16 protein-coding genes and 1 riboswitch are annotated in these 14295 nt (G+C 64.3%); of the genes, 10 read left to right on the top strand and 6 right to left on the bottom strand.

From position 1 onward, the window contains the following. Positions 1–12 precede the first annotated feature (12 nt). Positions 13–621: a vWA domain-containing protein gene (locus NCR40_RS17650; protein WP_244829498.1), complete on the top strand. Its 609-nt coding sequence runs from the start codon at positions 13–15 to the stop codon at positions 619–621. 10 nt (positions 622–631) lie between these two features. On the opposite strand, the gene cobJ is transcribed toward NCR40_RS17650, so the two are convergent. From cobJ to cobG, 4 genes are read right to left on the bottom strand one after another with little or no spacing between them, the layout of a single operon-like run. Further along, positions 632–2284 (bottom strand): precorrin-3B C(17)-methyltransferase, encoded by a 1653-nt coding sequence (gene cobJ, locus NCR40_RS17645; RefSeq protein WP_250510117.1) that lies wholly within the window; start codon positions 2282–2284, stop codon positions 632–634. After that, complete coding sequence (locus NCR40_RS17640) at positions 2272–2997, bottom strand: precorrin-2 C(20)-methyltransferase (RefSeq protein WP_250510116.1); 726 nt, start codon at positions 2995–2997, stop codon at positions 2272–2274. Before NCR40_RS17640 ends, cobJ begins: the two co-directional genes overlap by 13 nt. Further along, on the bottom strand, positions 2997–3623 hold the full coding sequence (locus tag NCR40_RS17635) for a precorrin-8X methylmutase (protein WP_250510115.1): 627 nt from the start codon (positions 3621–3623) through the stop codon (positions 2997–2999). The genes NCR40_RS17640 and NCR40_RS17635 overlap by 1 nt, the downstream gene beginning before the upstream one ends. Beyond that, the gene (gene cobG / locus NCR40_RS17630) at positions 3616–4845 is read right to left on the bottom strand and encodes a precorrin-3B synthase (protein ID WP_250467212.1); all 1230 of its coding nucleotides are present in this window, start codon (positions 4843–4845) and stop codon (positions 3616–3618) included. The genes NCR40_RS17635 and cobG overlap by 8 nt, the downstream gene beginning before the upstream one ends. Before the next feature lie 103 nt (positions 4846–4948). Beyond that, positions 4949–5148: riboswitch (cobalamin riboswitch) on the bottom strand. An 80-nt stretch (positions 5149–5228) separates the two neighbouring features. Between cobG and cbiE the strand changes: the two genes are divergently transcribed. From cbiE to NCR40_RS17600, 6 genes are all read left to right on the top strand, one after another. Further along, a complete protein-coding gene (cbiE, locus tag NCR40_RS17625) occupies positions 5229–6431 on the top strand; it encodes a precorrin-6y C5,15-methyltransferase (decarboxylating) subunit CbiE (protein ID WP_250493480.1) in 1203 nt (400 codons plus the stop codon). 24 nt (positions 6432–6455) lie between these two features. Further along, positions 6456–7544: a cobalt-precorrin-5B (C(1))-methyltransferase gene (locus NCR40_RS17620; RefSeq protein ID WP_250510295.1), complete on the top strand. Its 1089-nt coding sequence runs from the start codon at positions 6456–6458 to the stop codon at positions 7542–7544. Continuing rightward, entirely contained in the window at positions 7541–8272 is a 732-nt protein-coding gene (locus NCR40_RS17615; protein ID WP_250510114.1) for a cobalt-precorrin-6A reductase, read from the top strand. Before NCR40_RS17620 ends, NCR40_RS17615 begins: the two co-directional genes overlap by 4 nt. Then, on the top strand, positions 8269–8994 hold the full coding sequence (gene cobM / locus NCR40_RS17610) for a precorrin-4 C(11)-methyltransferase (protein ID WP_250467207.1): 726 nt from the start codon (positions 8269–8271) through the stop codon (positions 8992–8994). The genes NCR40_RS17615 and cobM overlap by 4 nt, the downstream gene beginning before the upstream one ends. A 6-nt stretch (positions 8995–9000) precedes the next feature. After that, positions 9001–9399 carry a DUF4186 domain-containing protein gene (locus tag NCR40_RS17605; protein WP_250510113.1) on the top strand — a complete coding sequence of 133 codons (399 nt, stop codon included), beginning with the start codon at positions 9001–9003 and terminating at the stop codon, positions 9397–9399. A gap of 91 nt (positions 9400–9490) precedes the next feature. Next, on the top strand, positions 9491–9718 hold the full coding sequence (locus NCR40_RS17600; RefSeq protein WP_244829508.1) for a hypothetical protein: 228 nt from the start codon (positions 9491–9493) through the stop codon (positions 9716–9718). Between the two features lie 4 nt (positions 9719–9722). Here NCR40_RS17600 and NCR40_RS17595 read toward each other — a convergent pair whose 3' ends face one another. Then, positions 9723–10487 (bottom strand): TerC family protein, encoded by a 765-nt coding sequence (locus NCR40_RS17595; protein WP_250510112.1) that lies wholly within the window; start codon positions 10485–10487, stop codon positions 9723–9725. Positions 10488–10631: 144 nt separating this feature from the next. Beyond that, positions 10632–10799 carry a DNA-directed RNA polymerase subunit omega gene (locus NCR40_RS17590; RefSeq protein ID WP_250510111.1) on the bottom strand — a complete coding sequence of 56 codons (168 nt, stop codon included), beginning with the start codon at positions 10797–10799 and terminating at the stop codon, positions 10632–10634. Here NCR40_RS17590 and NCR40_RS17585 point away from each other — a divergent pair. The 3 genes from NCR40_RS17585 to NCR40_RS17575 all read left to right on the top strand — a co-directional run bounded on the left by NCR40_RS17585 (position 10798) and on the right by NCR40_RS17575 (position 14227). Continuing rightward, positions 10798–11931, top strand: a complete 1134-nt coding sequence (locus NCR40_RS17585) for an OpgC domain-containing protein (protein ID WP_250510110.1) — start codon at positions 10798–10800, stop codon at positions 11929–11931. The genes NCR40_RS17590 and NCR40_RS17585 overlap by 2 nt on opposite strands. A 133-nt stretch (positions 11932–12064) precedes the next feature. Beyond that, entirely contained in the window at positions 12065–12238 is a 174-nt protein-coding gene (locus tag NCR40_RS17580; protein WP_250510109.1) for a DUF1328 domain-containing protein, read from the top strand. Positions 12239–12361: 123 nt separating this feature from the next. Beyond that, positions 12362–14227, top strand: a complete 1866-nt coding sequence (locus NCR40_RS17575; protein WP_250510108.1) for a sigma-54-dependent Fis family transcriptional regulator — start codon at positions 12362–12364, stop codon at positions 14225–14227. Positions 14228–14295: the final 68 nt, after the last annotated feature.

Below are 14295 nucleotides of genomic sequence, written 5' to 3'. Positions count from 1 at the left end.
GCACGCGGTCGCATGACCGGTCGCGAAGGCGATGAAAGCACCACGCTCGACTGGATATCGACGCTACGCGCGAAACGTGCCGAGCGTCTCGATGCACGGCATCTTCGCTATCGACGTGTGCAGGGCGAAGCGGCGTCGTTGCATTGCTTTCTTCTCGATTGCTCGGGATCGATGCTCACGGGTGAACGGCTCGCGCGTGCCAAGGGCTTGTTGATTGCGTTGTTCGATCGGGCCTATCGCGAGCGTGCGGAAATCGCGCTCGTATGTTTCGGTGGCGGGCGTGCGGAAGTGCGTCGTCAGCCGGGCGCCGCGCATTGGTGGAACGAGCGCTGGGTGAGTCCTATCGGTGGCGGTGGTGGCACGCCGCTGGCGTTGGGTCTTTCGAGTGCGCAGACCGTGCTTGCACGAGCCGCGCGTCGAAGACCCGCGCAGCGTCGCTGGCTATGGGTGCTGACCGATGGCCGCACGAACGAGACGCCCGCGCCGCCGCAGTGCGCGGACCGCGTCGTGCTGGTGGACTTCGATGAAGGGCAATTCGGAGTCGGGCAAGCGAGCACGTTGGCGCTACGCTGGGCGGCGGAGTACTTTCATGCGAGCGAACTGAGCGCGGACTTGCGGTAGCCTGCCCGTGTCATTCATACCATCGCGGCGTATAAACCCATGCGCCATCGCCGATCACGCGCGTGGTCGATGATCCGACGATCACCATCGTTCGCATGTCCACCATCGTGCTGTCCAACTCGCCAAGCGTCATGATGCGAAGCGTCTCGCCCGCGCGTCCCACATCGCGCCCGAGCACGACCGGCGTTTTGGCATCGCGATGCTGCTTCACGATTTCGATCGCGCGATCGAATTGCCAGGGCCGTGCCTTAGATAGCGGGTTGTAGAACGCCATGACGAAATCGGCCTGACCCGCATGCGCTATGCGTTTCTCGATGACGCCCCACGGCTTCAGATTATCCGATAGCGACAAAACGCAGAAGTCATGGCCGAGCGGTGCGCCCGCACGCGCCGCCGTGGCAAGCGACGCCGATACGCCCGGCAAGATCTCGAGTTTCACGGCATGCCATGACGCGTTCGCTTCCTTGTCGAGTGCTTCGAGCACGGCTGCCGCCATGGCGAACACGCCCGGATCGCCCGACGATACGACCACGACCCTGCGTCCCTCGCTTGCCAGTTCGAACGCATGTCGCGCGCGCTGCAACTCTTCGCGATTGTCCGTCATATGCGCGCGTTGATCGGTGCGAAACGGGCCTGCCATGCGCACGTAGGTTTCGTAACCGAGCACGTCTTCTGCGGCACGGAGCGCGGCTTTCGCGGCGGGCGTCATCATCTCGGAGCTGCCGGGACCGAGACCGATCACGGTCAACGTGCCGCGTGCACGGCCTATCGCCTGCGCATCGACGGGCGCGTTCGCGACGTGCAATGCAACGTCGCCGTTGTGCGAAACATCGAAAGGCGGGGCGTCGCTGAAACGCAATGGCACGTCGAGCGCTTGCGCGGCATCGGCAAGACGTTGCGATGTCATTGCGTGCGTGGGCGTGACCAGCACAGCGAGTGCGAGCGGCGCGAGGCTTCGTGCTTGAAGTGCCTTGCGTACGCATTCCGCTACATCGCCGTTCGTCGCGTCATCTTCGATCCATGCAATCACACAACGTGGATGAATCACGAGACTGTGTTCATCGTGGGCGCTTTCGGGCGTGATGCGGATGGCGCGCAACGCATCGTCGGCGCGAGGAAGGGCTGCCTGATCGAGCCACGGTGCGTGGCCTTCCACGCGCGTCGTTGCTCCGCCAAGCAAGTCGGACACGAAGCGCTTGCCGCGTTCGATATCCGCCAGTACGTAGCCTTCGGGCGGCGCGAGCAGACATTGACCGAAGCGTAATTCGCCGCTCGTCGTGATGGCCGGTACGATACCGAGCATCTGGCCGATTTCACGCGCAAGCACGTTCACGCCGCTCATGCCGCCGAGCAGCGGCACGACCGCGCTGCCGTCCTGCGCGACAGCGAGCACCGGCGGCTCCGCGCCCTTATCCGCAAGCGACGCTGCCAGCGCGCGAATTACGATGCCTGCTGAACACAGTGCGACGATTGGCGAGCCTGCCGCGTAGAGTGCCCGCACGTGCGCGCCGAAGTCGTCGAAGGAGACGTCCACCTTCACGCGACTAGCGAGTCCATGAACGAGCGATCCCGGACGACACGCCTGAATCTTGCGCGCGATAGTCAGCGCACCGTTGCCGAGCACGACGATGGCAAGCGGCTTCGCTAAGTCTATGCGCTCCATTTCGTCCCCGGCACGATCAACAGCGAGAAGTAGGGCGATGCCATTGGATCGACTTCGTTCAGCGGCACGATGCGTTGATTCGCCATCGTCGCGCGTTCCACATACAACGCGCGTTTGTCGAGCCCGAGTTCCGCCAGCACACGACGCACTTTGTCGAAGTTGCGGCCGAGCTTCATGATGACGGCGGCATCGCTCGTCGCCAGCTTTCGTTTTAGTTCGGTTTCCGAAAGAACGCCCGAAAGCACCGCAAGGCTCTGATTACGATAAACCAGTGGCACGCCAAGCACTGCGACGCCGCCCAGCATCGAACAGACGCCGGGCACGACTTCTGCCTCGAAGCGCGCGGCAAGGCGATCGTGCAGATACATGTACGAGCCGTAGAAGAACGGATCGCCTTCGCAGATCACCGCCACGTCGCGGCCGGCTTCGAGATGATCCGCAATGGCGAGCGCGCATTCATCGTAGAACGCGCTGATGATCGTCTCGTAGCAAAGTGGCGGTTCGAGCGCTTCGGTCGTCACGGGATAGACGAGCGGCAAGCGCGTCTGCGTGTCTTCGAGATGAGATTCGATGATGCCGAACGCGTTGCCCTTCTTCCCCTTCGCGACGAAATACGCGACCACGGGCGCCGCCTTGAGCAGCTTCAACGCCTTCACCGTGATGAGATCGGGATCGCCCGGACCGACGCCCAGACCATGGAGTCTTCCGCTCATCACTCGGCCTCCGATGCGAGCGCATTCACGGCGGCCGCCGCCATCGCGCTGCCGCCGCGTCGTCCGAGCAACGCGACGAAAGGAATGCCACGGCTGTCGGCGGCAAGCATGGCTTTCGATTCCGCCGCGCCTATAAAGCCCACCGGAAAGCCGAGAATGAGCGCGGGCTTCGGTGCGCCGTCGTCGATCATGTCGAGTAGATGAAAGAGCGCGGTGGGCGCATTGCCGATTGCGACGATCGCACCCGCAAGATCGGGCCGCCATAGTTCGAGTGCGGCAGCGGAGCGCGTGTTGTGCATCGCACGGGCGCGTTCCGGCACGGAGGCATCGCCGAGCGTGCAGATCACGCGATTATTCGCGGGAAGGCGCGCGCGCGTGATGCCTTCGGCAACCATGCGCGCATCGCAGAGAATGGGCGCGCCGCTCACGAGCGCCTCACGGCCCGCGATACCGGCATCGGACGAGAAGCGCAGGTCATCGACGATATCGATCATGCCGCACGCATGAATCAGCCGCACAGCGAGCATTTCGAGGTTGACGGGAATGGCGGCGAGGTCGGCTTCGGCGCGAATCGTCGCGAACGATCGCCGGTAAATCTCCGCACCGTCGCGGATATAGTCAGACATCGGCATGACTCCGGGCGAGCCATGCGGCCGCCTCTTCGATGAGGAGGTTATGGGCGATCACGTGTGTGCCTCGAAGCACGTCGTAGCGGCCGGGCGCAACGGCAACGAGCGTGTTTTCGACGGGATGCGCCGCCGCACAAGAGCGCTCGCAGCCGCTCAGATGCGCGTGCGCATGCTCGGGCAGCAAGGCGGCTAAACGATGCGCGTCCGCTTTCGTATCGGCACGGCTTTTCGCGCAGCCCGAAGAACCCGCGCATGCGATCAGACGCGCGAACGGATCGCGTGGATCGGTGGAGAGGCCAAGCGCGCGAAGGGCATCGACGACATGCGTCATGCGATTCGCGTGCACGTCCGGCAGCAACACGCTTTGCCAGGGCGTCATCACGACGCGTTCTTCGGCGAGATCGGCGATTGCGTGAAGTGTATTAGCATCGAGGCGGCCGAGCGGCGCTTGCGCGCCGACATAGTCCGCATGCGCGCCGAGTCGTAACGTTGCATCGGAAGGCGCGCGACGCCATGACTGAAGTGCGGCGTCGTGCTGTGTTTCGAAGTCGAGGGCATGGAGAAAGCCCGTAATTCCAACGCGTGCGAGCACATCGCGCATGCGGTGTTCTTCCACCGATGCCAGCGCCAGAAACGCCTGCAGCACGGCCAGGATGAAGCGCTTCGCGTCGTCACGCGCAATCGCGCCCGAGGCAGGCGCATGTTCCTCACGATGCGGCATCGATCCTGCAAAACCGAATGCGAAGCGCGCGCCATTGTCCAGCGCCGAAAGCCAAAGATCGTGCGGATGATCGAGCATCGCAAGCGTTTCGCCATCGTCGATCTGCAACGCGAACTTCGGCGACAACGCGTGCAACGCGGCATCGGCCTGCATGCGTTCGACGATATCCGCTGCAAGCGCACGCGTTCCCGTGCTCGCAAGCGGGCTCAGCATGACGTTTCGGATATCGTCGGCGCCGGCCGTGGTCGGACCGAGGCCCGCCGCGAGCACGATGTCGATGAGTTCCGCGTGGGCGTCGTCGCGAATGCCGCGCAGTTGCAGATTGGCGCGATTGGTCACTTCGATCGTGCCGGAACCGCAGCGCTCGGCGGCGTGCGCCACGGCATGCGCGGCTTCGCGACGCAACTCGCCACCGGCAAGACGCACGCGCGCAAGGGCGCCATCGCGTGCGGGCACGATACGCATGAGGCCGGGACAGGCCGAAGACCGAGGCGGCAAGAACGATTCCAAAAGCTCGACCGTATGCTCAAGCGCTTGAGTTGCGAACCGGTACACCCCGCCCGGCAGGCTTCGCGCAATTGCGTTGAATAGCGTTGAATAGCAGTGAATGCTTACGTCGGCAGGTCTCTTGGCTGGCAGGTCGACATTCGCGCTAGCCTTCCCGGTAAAAACCAGTGGCAGTGGAGCGCGGACTCGCTGCGTACAATTGCGGGGGCAGCCACAGTTTTGCTGTGTTCCCTGTTAGGCCATGAGGCTCGATACCGATCGAACCCTTCAGGCACCGACGAACGCGCTATTATGCCCGCTTTTATCGACCATCAGACCGCTTCCCGCCTTGCGCGGGTGCTTCAAACGCGGGATTCGCCCGTAGGAGGCCGCACATGTCGAACTGGCTGACCGTCGTGGGTATCGGCGAGGACGGCTGGCATGGGCTTGGCCGCGAGGCGCGGCGCGCGCTCTTCGAAGCACGGTCGATCCACGGCGGCGAACGTCACCTCGCGTTTCTGCCGGCGCGTATCGCGGCGCGCCGCGTGCCATGGCCAAGCCCGTTTTCCGTCGATGCCGTGCTCGCCGAGCGCGGCGTCCAAACATGCGTGCTTGCGAGCGGCGACCCTATGTTCTTCGGCGTCGGCGCCACGCTTGCGCGCGAATTATCCACGGAAGAAATGCGCGTCATGCCCGCGCCTTCGTCGCTGTCGCTGGCGGCGGCGCGCTTGGGCTGGCCGTTGCAGGACGCGCAATGCGTGTCGCTCGTCGGGCGGCCGGTGGCGTCCCTGCTCGCGCATGTGTTTCGCGGCGGACGTCTGCTCGTCCTGAGCGCCGATGGCGCGACGCCCGCCGCCGTCACGCAGCTTCTCACGCTGCATGGTTTCGGCGCGAGCCGCGTGACGGTGTTCGAGCATCTGGGCGGCACGAATGAACGCCGGTTCGACGAACGTGCGGACGACTGGCGCGAGCCGCGCGTGGCGGCGCTCAATCTCATGGCGATCGAATGCCGCACGCATGCGGGCCACGCGGGGCCATCGCTCACGCCGGGTCTTGCCGACGACGCGTATCGGCACGACGGCCAGCTCACCAAGCGCGATGTACGCGCCGTGACGCTCGCACGTCTCGCGCCGCAACCGGGCGAATTGCTGTGGGATGTCGGCGCGGGTTGCGGGTCCATCGGTATCGAGTGGATGCGCGCGCATCCCGCTTGCCGCGCGATTGCAATCGAAGCGAACGAAGGGCGGCAGCGTCTCATCGAACATAACCGCGATGCGCTCGGCGTGCCTGCGCTGCAACTCGTCAAGGGCGAGGCGCCCGGCGCGCTCGACGGTTTGAGCGCGCCGGATGCCGTGTTCATCGGCGGCGGCGTGACCGTGCCGGGTCTCCTCGATGCGTGCTGGGCGCGCGTGCGGCAGGGCGGTCGGCTGATCGTCAACGCCGTGACCTTGCAGAGCGAAGCGGCGCTCGTTGCATGGCGCGCGGAGCATGGCGGCGAGCTGACGCGGATCGGCATCGCACGGGCCGAGCCGCTCGGCAGTTTCGATACGTGGCGGCAAGCGCTGCCGATCACGCTTCTGCACGCGAAGAAGCCATGAGCTCGCCGGCGGATGACCATCCCGATGCGTGACGAGACGCCCGAACAGTCCGCGCCGCTCAGAAGCGGCTACACGACGGGAAGCTGCGCGACGGTGACGAGTCTCGCGGCCGCGCGCCTTTTGTTGCTCGGCGAGCCGAGCGAGCGCGCGGAGATCGTGCTGCCGAAGGGCCAGTCCGTGACCATGCCGCTCGCGTTCTGCCGTCTTGCCGGCGATGCAGCGGAAGCGGGCGTCATCAAGGATGCCGGCGACGATCCCGATGTCACGCATGGCGCGCTCGTCATAGCTCGCGTGCGGCTTGCGGCGCGGCATGGCGTACGCTTTCATGCGGGGCCGGGCGTTGGCACCGTGACGCGCGCGGGCCTTGCGTTGCCGATCGGCGAGCCGGCCATCAACCCCGTTCCTCGCAAAATGATGAGCGAGCATCTCGACGCACTCGCCACGCAAGCGGGTTATGCGGGCGGTTTCGACGTGAGCATCGGCGTGGAGAATGGCGAGGCGCTTGCGCTCAAGACGATGAATCCGCGGCTCGGCATTATCGGCGGACTGTCGATACTCGGGACCACCGGCATCGTCCGGCCGTTTTCGTGTGCGGCTTATATCGCGTCGATCCATCAGGGGATCGATGTCGCGCGCGCCAACGGCGTAAAACATATCGCGGCGTGCACCGGCAATCAGAGCGAGGACGCCATGCGCGCGCGTTACGGCTTGCCGGATATGGCGCTCATCGAAATGGGCGATTTCGCGGGCGCGGTTTTGAAGCACTTGCGCCGCGCGCCGGTCGAAAAACTCAGTGTTTGCGGCGGCTTCGGCAAACTCAGCAAGCTTGCGGCGGGACATATGGATCTGCACAGCCGCACGTCGAGTATCGACTTGCCGCTTCTCGCCACTTGGGCCGCCGATGCTGGCGCGAGCATCGCGTTGCAGCACGCGATTCGCATGGCCAACACGAGTCAGGAAGCGCTTAAGCTGGCGCGCGGCGAAGGCATCGCGCTCGGCGATATCGTCTGCGCGCGAGCCCGCGAAGTGGCGCTCGACGTCGTGCCGCAAGGCATCGTCGTGGAGACTTTCGCCATCGACAGGCAAGGGCAGATCGTCGGGAGCGCGCAATGAAGCGCGTGCTATTGCTCGGCGGCACCGGCGACGCGCTCGTCGTCGCGCGCAGGCTCGGCACGTCGCATGTCTACAGTCTCGCGGGGCTCGCGCGTGTGCCGACGGATCTCGCATGTGAGGTTCGCGTCGGCGGTTTTGGCGGCGTGGCGGGTCTGGCAACGTATCTGCGTGAAGAAGACATCGCGCTCGTGCTCGATGCCACGCATCCCTACGCCGCGCAGATGAGCCGTCATGCACGCGAAGCGTGTACGCTTGTTGGCGTGCGCTTGTGGGCCGTGCGTCGTCCGGCATGGCAACCGCGAGCAGGCGACATCTGGCGCGAGGCGCGCGATTGGCCAGGCGTCGTCGATGCGATCGCGGCCTATGAAAAGCCGTTATTCACGCTTGGACGCGAGCCGCTTGCGCATCTTGACGAGATACCCGCGTCGCAATTCTGGACGATCCGTTGTCTCGACCCGCACGAAGGCAACGCGCGTGCGCGGATCGTCGATGCGCGCGGGCCGTTCAGTATCGAAGGCGAGCGCGCGTTGTTCGATGCGGCGCGTATCGATGTCGTCGTCAGCAAAAACAGCGGCGGCCGCGCGACCGAAGCGAAGCTCGCGGTGGCGCGCGAACGCGGCTTGCCCGTCGTGATGCTTGCGCGGCCCGCGCTTCCCGAAGCCGATCGCGCATTCGACGATCCGGCAAGCGCGCTCGATGCACTCACAACCGAACTTCCTCTTCCATGACCGTCTATTTCATCGGCGCCGGACCGGGCGACCCGGAACTCATCACCGTGAAGGGCCAGCGGCTCATCCGCTCGTGTCCGGTGATTCTTTATGCGGGCTCGCTCGTGCCCGACGAAGTGTTGAGCGGGCATCGGGCGACGCGTGTCGTGAACACGGCGGAACTCGATCTCGATGCGATCGTCGCGTTGCTCGAAAACGCGCACGCGCGGGGAGAAGACGTGGCGCGCGTGCATTCCGGCGACCCTTCGCTTTACGGCGCGACAGGCGAGCAGATGCGCCGTCTCGATACGCTCGCGATTCCTTATGAGATCGTGCCGGGCGTGACGGCGACGGCGGCATCGGCGGCGGCGCTCAAACGCGAACTCACCTTGCCGGGCATCTCGCAGACCGTGATTCTCACGCGCTATGCCGCGAAAACGTCGATGCCCGAAGGCGAATCGCTCGCGGATCTGGCGCGTCATCGTGCGACGCTCGCCATTCATCTTGGCGTGCGGCATATCGAGCGTATCGTCGACGATCTGCTGCCGCATTACGGCGCGGATTGTCCTGTCGCCGTGGTGTTTCGCGCGAGTTGGCCGGATGAAACGCGCGTGGAAGGCACGCTTGCGGATATCGCGGTGAAGGTGCGGGCAGTGCGTTTGCAACGCACGGCGCTGATTCTCGTGGGCCGTGTGCTCGACGCCCAGGGTTTCGCCGATTCCACGCTCTACGGCAAGGAATGAAGGTCGATGCGCGATCTCGACGCCGTCTTCGCCTCGCTCGCGAAATCCGCGTTTCGCAGGCGTTTTGCGTTGGGTGTGCGGGAAGGGCGCTATCTGCGCGAACGCGGGGTGGAAGCGGTCGTCGCGCAGGCGCACGAGCTGATCGCGAAGCGCCTTGCGCCGCAAGCGCCGCTCAACGATGGCAAGCAGACGCCGTTTCGCGGGCATCCGGTGTTCATCGCGCAGCACGCGACGGCGACGTGCTGCCGCGGTTGTCTGGCGAAATGGCACGACATCGCGGCGGGCAAGGTACTCGATGAAACCGAACGTCGGCATGTCGTCGACGCGATCGATAGCTGGCTGCGCGCGCAGCCGTTGCCGGAGATCGCGGTTGTTGAAAAGCGGCAGGGCGAGTTGCCGTTTTGAGGTGCGGCTCATAACGCCCCCGCCGTGCAAGCGCGACGCCACCAGACCTGCTGAGCCTCAAGTCTCCATCGCCAATGCCGATAAGCACGGCATGGACAATTTCGACTTCGGCCCGGCGAAGGGGCCGCTCATCGCATCGATCGTGGCGCCCGCGAAAGCTTTGCTGAGCGCTCACAACGTCATCCGCAAGGCGCGCGGTGAACCGCCATTCACCGACGACGTGAAGGCATTCGCCGCATGGGTCGACCGAGGCGAACCCGAGGAGCCCGCGATGGCGCCGGTTCTATGCCGCCTGATCCGCGACGGCTACACGAGCTGATGCATCAGTTCTCGCCGCGTCGGTTCCGAGCCGGATCGGACTTCCGCTTTGCCCGCCGCGCCAGCATGTTGAGCGCTTCGACGAGCGCGGAGAACGCCATCGCCGCATAGATATAGCCTTTCGGCACGTGCGAGCCGAATCCTTCCGCGATCAGCGTCATCCCGATCACGAGCAAGAAGCCGAGCGCCAGCATCACGATAGTCGGATTGCGTTCGATGAACCGCGAAAGCGGCCCCGCCGCGAACAGCATGACCGCGACCGCCGCGATCACGGCAACGAACATGATCGGAATGTGTTCCGTCATGCCGACCGCCGTCACGATGCTGTCGATGGAAAACACCAGATCGAGCAGCAGAATCTGGCCGATCGCCGACAACGGCGTGAGGCGCGCGCCCGCATTCGCGCCAGCGTGATCGTCGGCGTCGTGCGTGACGTGATGGCGGATTTCCGTGGTCGCCTTCCACACGAGAAAAACGCCGCCCGCGATCAGGATCAGGTCGCGCCACGAGAAGCCGTGCCCGAACGCCTCGAAGATCGGCGCGGTGAGGCGCACGATCAGCGCGACCGTGCCGAGCAAACCGAGCCGCATCACGAGCGCGAGCCCGATGCCGATGCGTTGCGTGCGCTCCCGATGCGCCTCGGGCAGCTTGTTGGTCAGGATCGAGATGAAGATCAGGTTGTCGATGCCAAGCACCACTTCCATGACGACGAGCGTCGCGAGAGCGGCCCAGGCGGCGGGATCGGTCAGCAGTGTGGCGAGGTAGTCCATGCGCGTCGGAAGCCTTTGAGTTGTGCGAAAGCCGCATCGAGTGGATTGAGCGCGTGATATTAACGCAGACTTGGATGAATGAAAGGAACTTGAAAACTTTTCGAGACACCAAGCGTGGGAGACACAGAGATGCGTTGCGAAGTGTCAGCGTTTGCGCTCAAAACACAACAAGCGCCGGATTTGAAACGGTTTTTTCCTTACGCGAAGATGCTCACCGCAGACGATTAAGGGTAAACTCTCGGTCTCGTTTGCCGCCGATTGCGGCGCCTGCCCACCCTCCTGCGCGCCGCAGGAAAACTCCTTGAGCAGCATGTCAGGAAAATCTCAACGCCTCGTCGAGCTGGACTTCTTTCGCGGACTCGTGCTGCTCGTCATCGTCGTCGATCACATCGGCGGCAGCATGTTGTCGCGCTTCACGCTGCACGCCTTTGCGCTCAACGACGCCGCCGAAGTCTTCGTGTTCCTCGGCGGCTTCGCCACGGCGACGGCCTATACCGCGATGGCCAGCCGGCGCTCGGAAAGCGCCGCCTGCGTGCGTTTTCTCAAGCGCTCGGTCGAAATCTACCGCGCGTTTCTCGTCACTGCCGCGCTGATGCTCGTCGCGACCTTCCTGCTGCGGCCGTTTTTCGGCAGCGCGCCGAATCTGGCGCTGCATGACCTCGACAGTCTCACAGCCGCGCCGGTGTCGTCGCTGACGCAGATTCTCACCTTCGAGCGCCAGCCGTATCTTGCCGCGGTCCTGCCGATGTACGCGCTCTTCGCGCTGTCCGTGCCGCTTACGCTGCCGCTCGCGCGCAGCAAGCCGTGGTTGCTGCTCGGTCTAAGCCTCGGCCTGTGGGCGTTTGCGCCGCAAATCGGTGAATACTTGCCATCCGCCAACGATACGCTTTGGGACTTCAATCCCGCCGCCTGGCAACTGATGTTCGTGCTCGGCGTGCTGGCGCGCTGCACGCCGGTGTATCAGCGCGTGAGTTCGCATCGCATGGGATGGGTCGTCAGTCTGGGCGCGCTCGCGCTGATCATCGGCATGGCGTATTACAAGCTGCTCGTACTGCCGCCCGTCTTGGATAGCGCGTTCAAGCGTGACCTCGCCGGCGCGCGCGTCGTCAACTTTCTCGCCATTGCGTGGATCGCCACCAATTTTGCGCGCTACGGTCTGATCAAGGAAATCGCATCGCGCCTGCCGTGGGTCGGGGCAGTCGGGCGCGACGGCATGGTGTGCTTCGTCGTCGGCACGGTGATATCGCTCGTCGTCGATTCCATTCTCTTCACGTTGACCGATGGCCTCATCAACGTGCCCGCCGGTCTGGCCGCGGATGCGATTGCCGTAACCACGCTGCTTGCCGTGCCTCAAGTGCATCAAGCGGTCTTGCGATGGCTGGGAGGGCGGCCAAGGACGATTCCGGCCGTGGTTCCTGCGGCCGAGAAGGGCGGGGCGCAGTAAGAAAGGGCGGCTAATAGGCCGCCTTTTTAACGCGCGTACGAGCAACTAACGGTCGAATTCAGCGACAGCTTGAAAGAGATTGGGCACAACCCTTGCAGACAAGGCGAAACCTTAACGATAAACCATCGACGTCATGTTAAAACTTGCCATTATTTTCGCGGTCATTTCGGTCATCGCCGGCTTCTTCGGTTTCGGACGCGTGTCGTCCGGTGCGGCCGGCATCGCGAAGATTTGCTTCTTCATCTTCCTGATTCTGTTCGTCATCTTCCTGATCGTCGCCATTTCGGCGGGCTCGCTCGTCTTGTAACGACTGCGCGCTTCCTCGCATCGACCCGGTCGCCGGGTCGGTGTTACTCTGCGTCAAGAGACATTCACGCGACGGCATGGGCGCCCGACGACCCCGCCGCGCTGAATTCGAAAGGAGGAGGCGATGCAGCATGCCATCGGCGCGGCGCTTCGGCCCGCGCATCATGACGTAATCCATCAATCGCATGAGCGCTCGGCCACTTTTGGTCTTTCCGCGACCATGCGTCCCGAATACGAAGTCTTGTCCGGCGCGCAACTCGCCTTGAAGCGCGACGAGAGCCGCGCGCTCTTCGCTCACGCGTTGCCGGTGATAGAAACGCTCTACGCGCAGATCGCCAACACGCACAGCATGATCGCGCTCACGGATTCGAGCGGGCTGATTCTGCATTCCCTGGGGGACGACGACTTCCTCGCCCGCGCGCAAAAGGTCGCGCTGCAAGCGGGCGCGGTGTGGAGCGAGGCGCATCAGGGTACGAATGCCATCGGCACGACCATCGCCGAACGGCAGGCCGTCACCGTCCACGGCGATCAGCACTATCTGCGCGCCAACCATTTTCTGACGTGTTCGTCGGTGCCGATTCTCGATCCGCGCGGCGGCCTGAGCGGCGTACTCGATGTCACCGGCGACCGCCGCGGCTATCACCAGCACACGATGGCGCTCGTCAAAATGTCCGGCCAGATGATCGAGAACCGCCTGATCGCAAGCGCGTTCGGCGACGGTCTGCGAATTCATTTTCATAGCCGCCCGGAATTCATCGGCACGTTGATGGAAGGCATCGCCGTATTCGATCTCGATGGCCGGCTTCTAAGCGCCAATCGCAGCGCGCAGTTTCAACTCGGGCTGGAGCTTGGGCATCTGCGCGTGCAGACGCTGGCATCGCTATTCGGTGCGACTCCCGACGAACTGATCGAGCGGGCCGGCAAGCCGCCGCGCCGCCTTCAGCTGCATAGCGGCGTCGGCGTGTTCGCGGGCGTCGAATATCGCGAGCGCACGGTCGCGCCGGTCGCGGTGCCAGTCAGAACAACTGCGCCCGTTGAAAGCAAGACGCCGTCGCGTCTCGCCGATCTCTGCACGGGCGATGCGCGCGTGTACGAACTCATCCAGCAAGTCAGGAAAGTGGTCGGCAAGGAGATTCCTATCCTGATCGGCGGCGAGACCGGCGCGGGCAAGGAGATGCTGGCGCGCGCCATTCATCGCGATTCGCCACGGCGCGATGGACCGTTCGTCGCGGTGAACTGTGCGTCGTTGCCGGAGACGCTGATCGAATCCGAGCTATTTGGCTATGCGCAGGGCGCGTTCACCGGCGCGGCCAAGCGCGGTGCGTCGGGCAAGATCGTGCAGGCGAACGGCGGCACGCTCTTTCTCGATGAAATCGGCGACATGCCGCTCGCGCTTCAAAGCCGGCTCTTGCGCGTGCTGCAAGAGCGCGTGGTCGAGCCGCTCGGCGCGGCGCGCGCCGTGCCGGTCGACTTCACGCTGGTCTGCGCGAGCAACCGCAAGTTGCGCGAGCAGGTTGCGAAGGGCGAGTTTCGCGAGGACCTGTTTTATCGCGTGAACGGCCTGGCTGTAACCTTGCCGCCGCTGCGCGAGCGCACCGATTTGCGAGCGGCCGTCGAGCGCATCTTGCGCCACGAGTGTCCTGCGGATCGCGTGTTGAGCGTCGACGAAGATGTGCTCGCGCTGTTTGCGCGGCATCGCTGGCCGGGTAATTTCCGGCAGTTGAGCAATGTGCTGCGCACGGCATCGGCGATGCTCGATGATGACGAAACGCGCATCGGCGTGACGCATCTGCCGCGCGATTTCATCGATGATTTCGAGGCTCCCGTTCGCGACGAACCGAGCGCTGCTCCCGCTGGCGATGCGCGGCTCGCGGATATCGCCGCGAGCGTGGTTGCGGCGGCGCTGGAGTCGCATGGCGGCAATGTGTCGGCGACGGCGCGGGCGCTGGGTGTGTCGCGGACGACGGTTTATCGGAAGTTGCGGCGATAGCGCTTCTTTTCACTGATACGACATGGTGAAGAGTGCCTTGCCGCTGACTCGGCCCATTTGCAAAGTCG

Source organism: Caballeronia sp. GACF4, assembly GCF_023631025.1.
GTDB lineage: Bacteria > Pseudomonadota > Gammaproteobacteria > Burkholderiales > Burkholderiaceae > Caballeronia.
This window is presented reverse-complemented; position numbering and strand designations above follow the sequence as displayed.

What these genes read in the sequence shown, in the direction of transcription:
- NCR40_RS17635 (WP_250510115.1), bottom strand. Translation starts at nt 3,623, where the DNA reads ATGTCTGACTATATCCGCGACGGTGCGGAGATTTACCGGCGATCGTTC.
- NCR40_RS17605 (WP_250510113.1), top strand. Translation starts at nt 9,001, where the DNA reads ATGCGCGATCTCGACGCCGTCTTCGCCTCGCTCGCGAAATCCGCGTTT.
- cbiE (WP_250493480.1), top strand. Translation starts at nt 5,229, where the DNA reads ATGTCGAACTGGCTGACCGTCGTGGGTATCGGCGAGGACGGCTGGCAT.
- NCR40_RS17615 (WP_250510114.1), top strand. Translation starts at nt 7,541, where the DNA reads ATGAAGCGCGTGCTATTGCTCGGCGGCACCGGCGACGCGCTCGTCGTC.
- NCR40_RS17650 (WP_244829498.1), top strand. Translation starts at nt 13, where the DNA reads ATGACCGGTCGCGAAGGCGATGAAAGCACCACGCTCGACTGGATATCG.
- NCR40_RS17590 (WP_250510111.1), bottom strand. Translation starts at nt 10,799, where the DNA reads ATGCTGCTCAAGGAGTTTTCCTGCGGCGCGCAGGAGGGTGGGCAGGCG.
- NCR40_RS17620 (WP_250510295.1), top strand. Translation starts at nt 6,456, where the DNA reads ATGCGTGACGAGACGCCCGAACAGTCCGCGCCGCTCAGAAGCGGCTAC.
- NCR40_RS17580 (WP_250510109.1), top strand. Translation starts at nt 12,065, where the DNA reads ATGTTAAAACTTGCCATTATTTTCGCGGTCATTTCGGTCATCGCCGGC.
- NCR40_RS17595 (WP_250510112.1), bottom strand. Translation starts at nt 10,487, where the DNA reads ATGGACTACCTCGCCACACTGCTGACCGATCCCGCCGCCTGGGCCGCT.
- NCR40_RS17585 (WP_250510110.1), top strand. Translation starts at nt 10,798, where the DNA reads ATGTCAGGAAAATCTCAACGCCTCGTCGAGCTGGACTTCTTTCGCGGA.
- cobM (WP_250467207.1), top strand. Translation starts at nt 8,269, where the DNA reads ATGACCGTCTATTTCATCGGCGCCGGACCGGGCGACCCGGAACTCATC.
- NCR40_RS17600 (WP_244829508.1), top strand. Translation starts at nt 9,491, where the DNA reads ATGGACAATTTCGACTTCGGCCCGGCGAAGGGGCCGCTCATCGCATCG.
- NCR40_RS17575 (WP_250510108.1), top strand. Translation starts at nt 12,362, where the DNA reads ATGCAGCATGCCATCGGCGCGGCGCTTCGGCCCGCGCATCATGACGTA.
- cobJ (WP_250510117.1), bottom strand. Translation starts at nt 2,284, where the DNA reads ATGGAGCGCATAGACTTAGCGAAGCCGCTTGCCATCGTCGTGCTCGGC.
- NCR40_RS17640 (WP_250510116.1), bottom strand. Translation starts at nt 2,997, where the DNA reads ATGAGCGGAAGACTCCATGGTCTGGGCGTCGGTCCGGGCGATCCCGAT.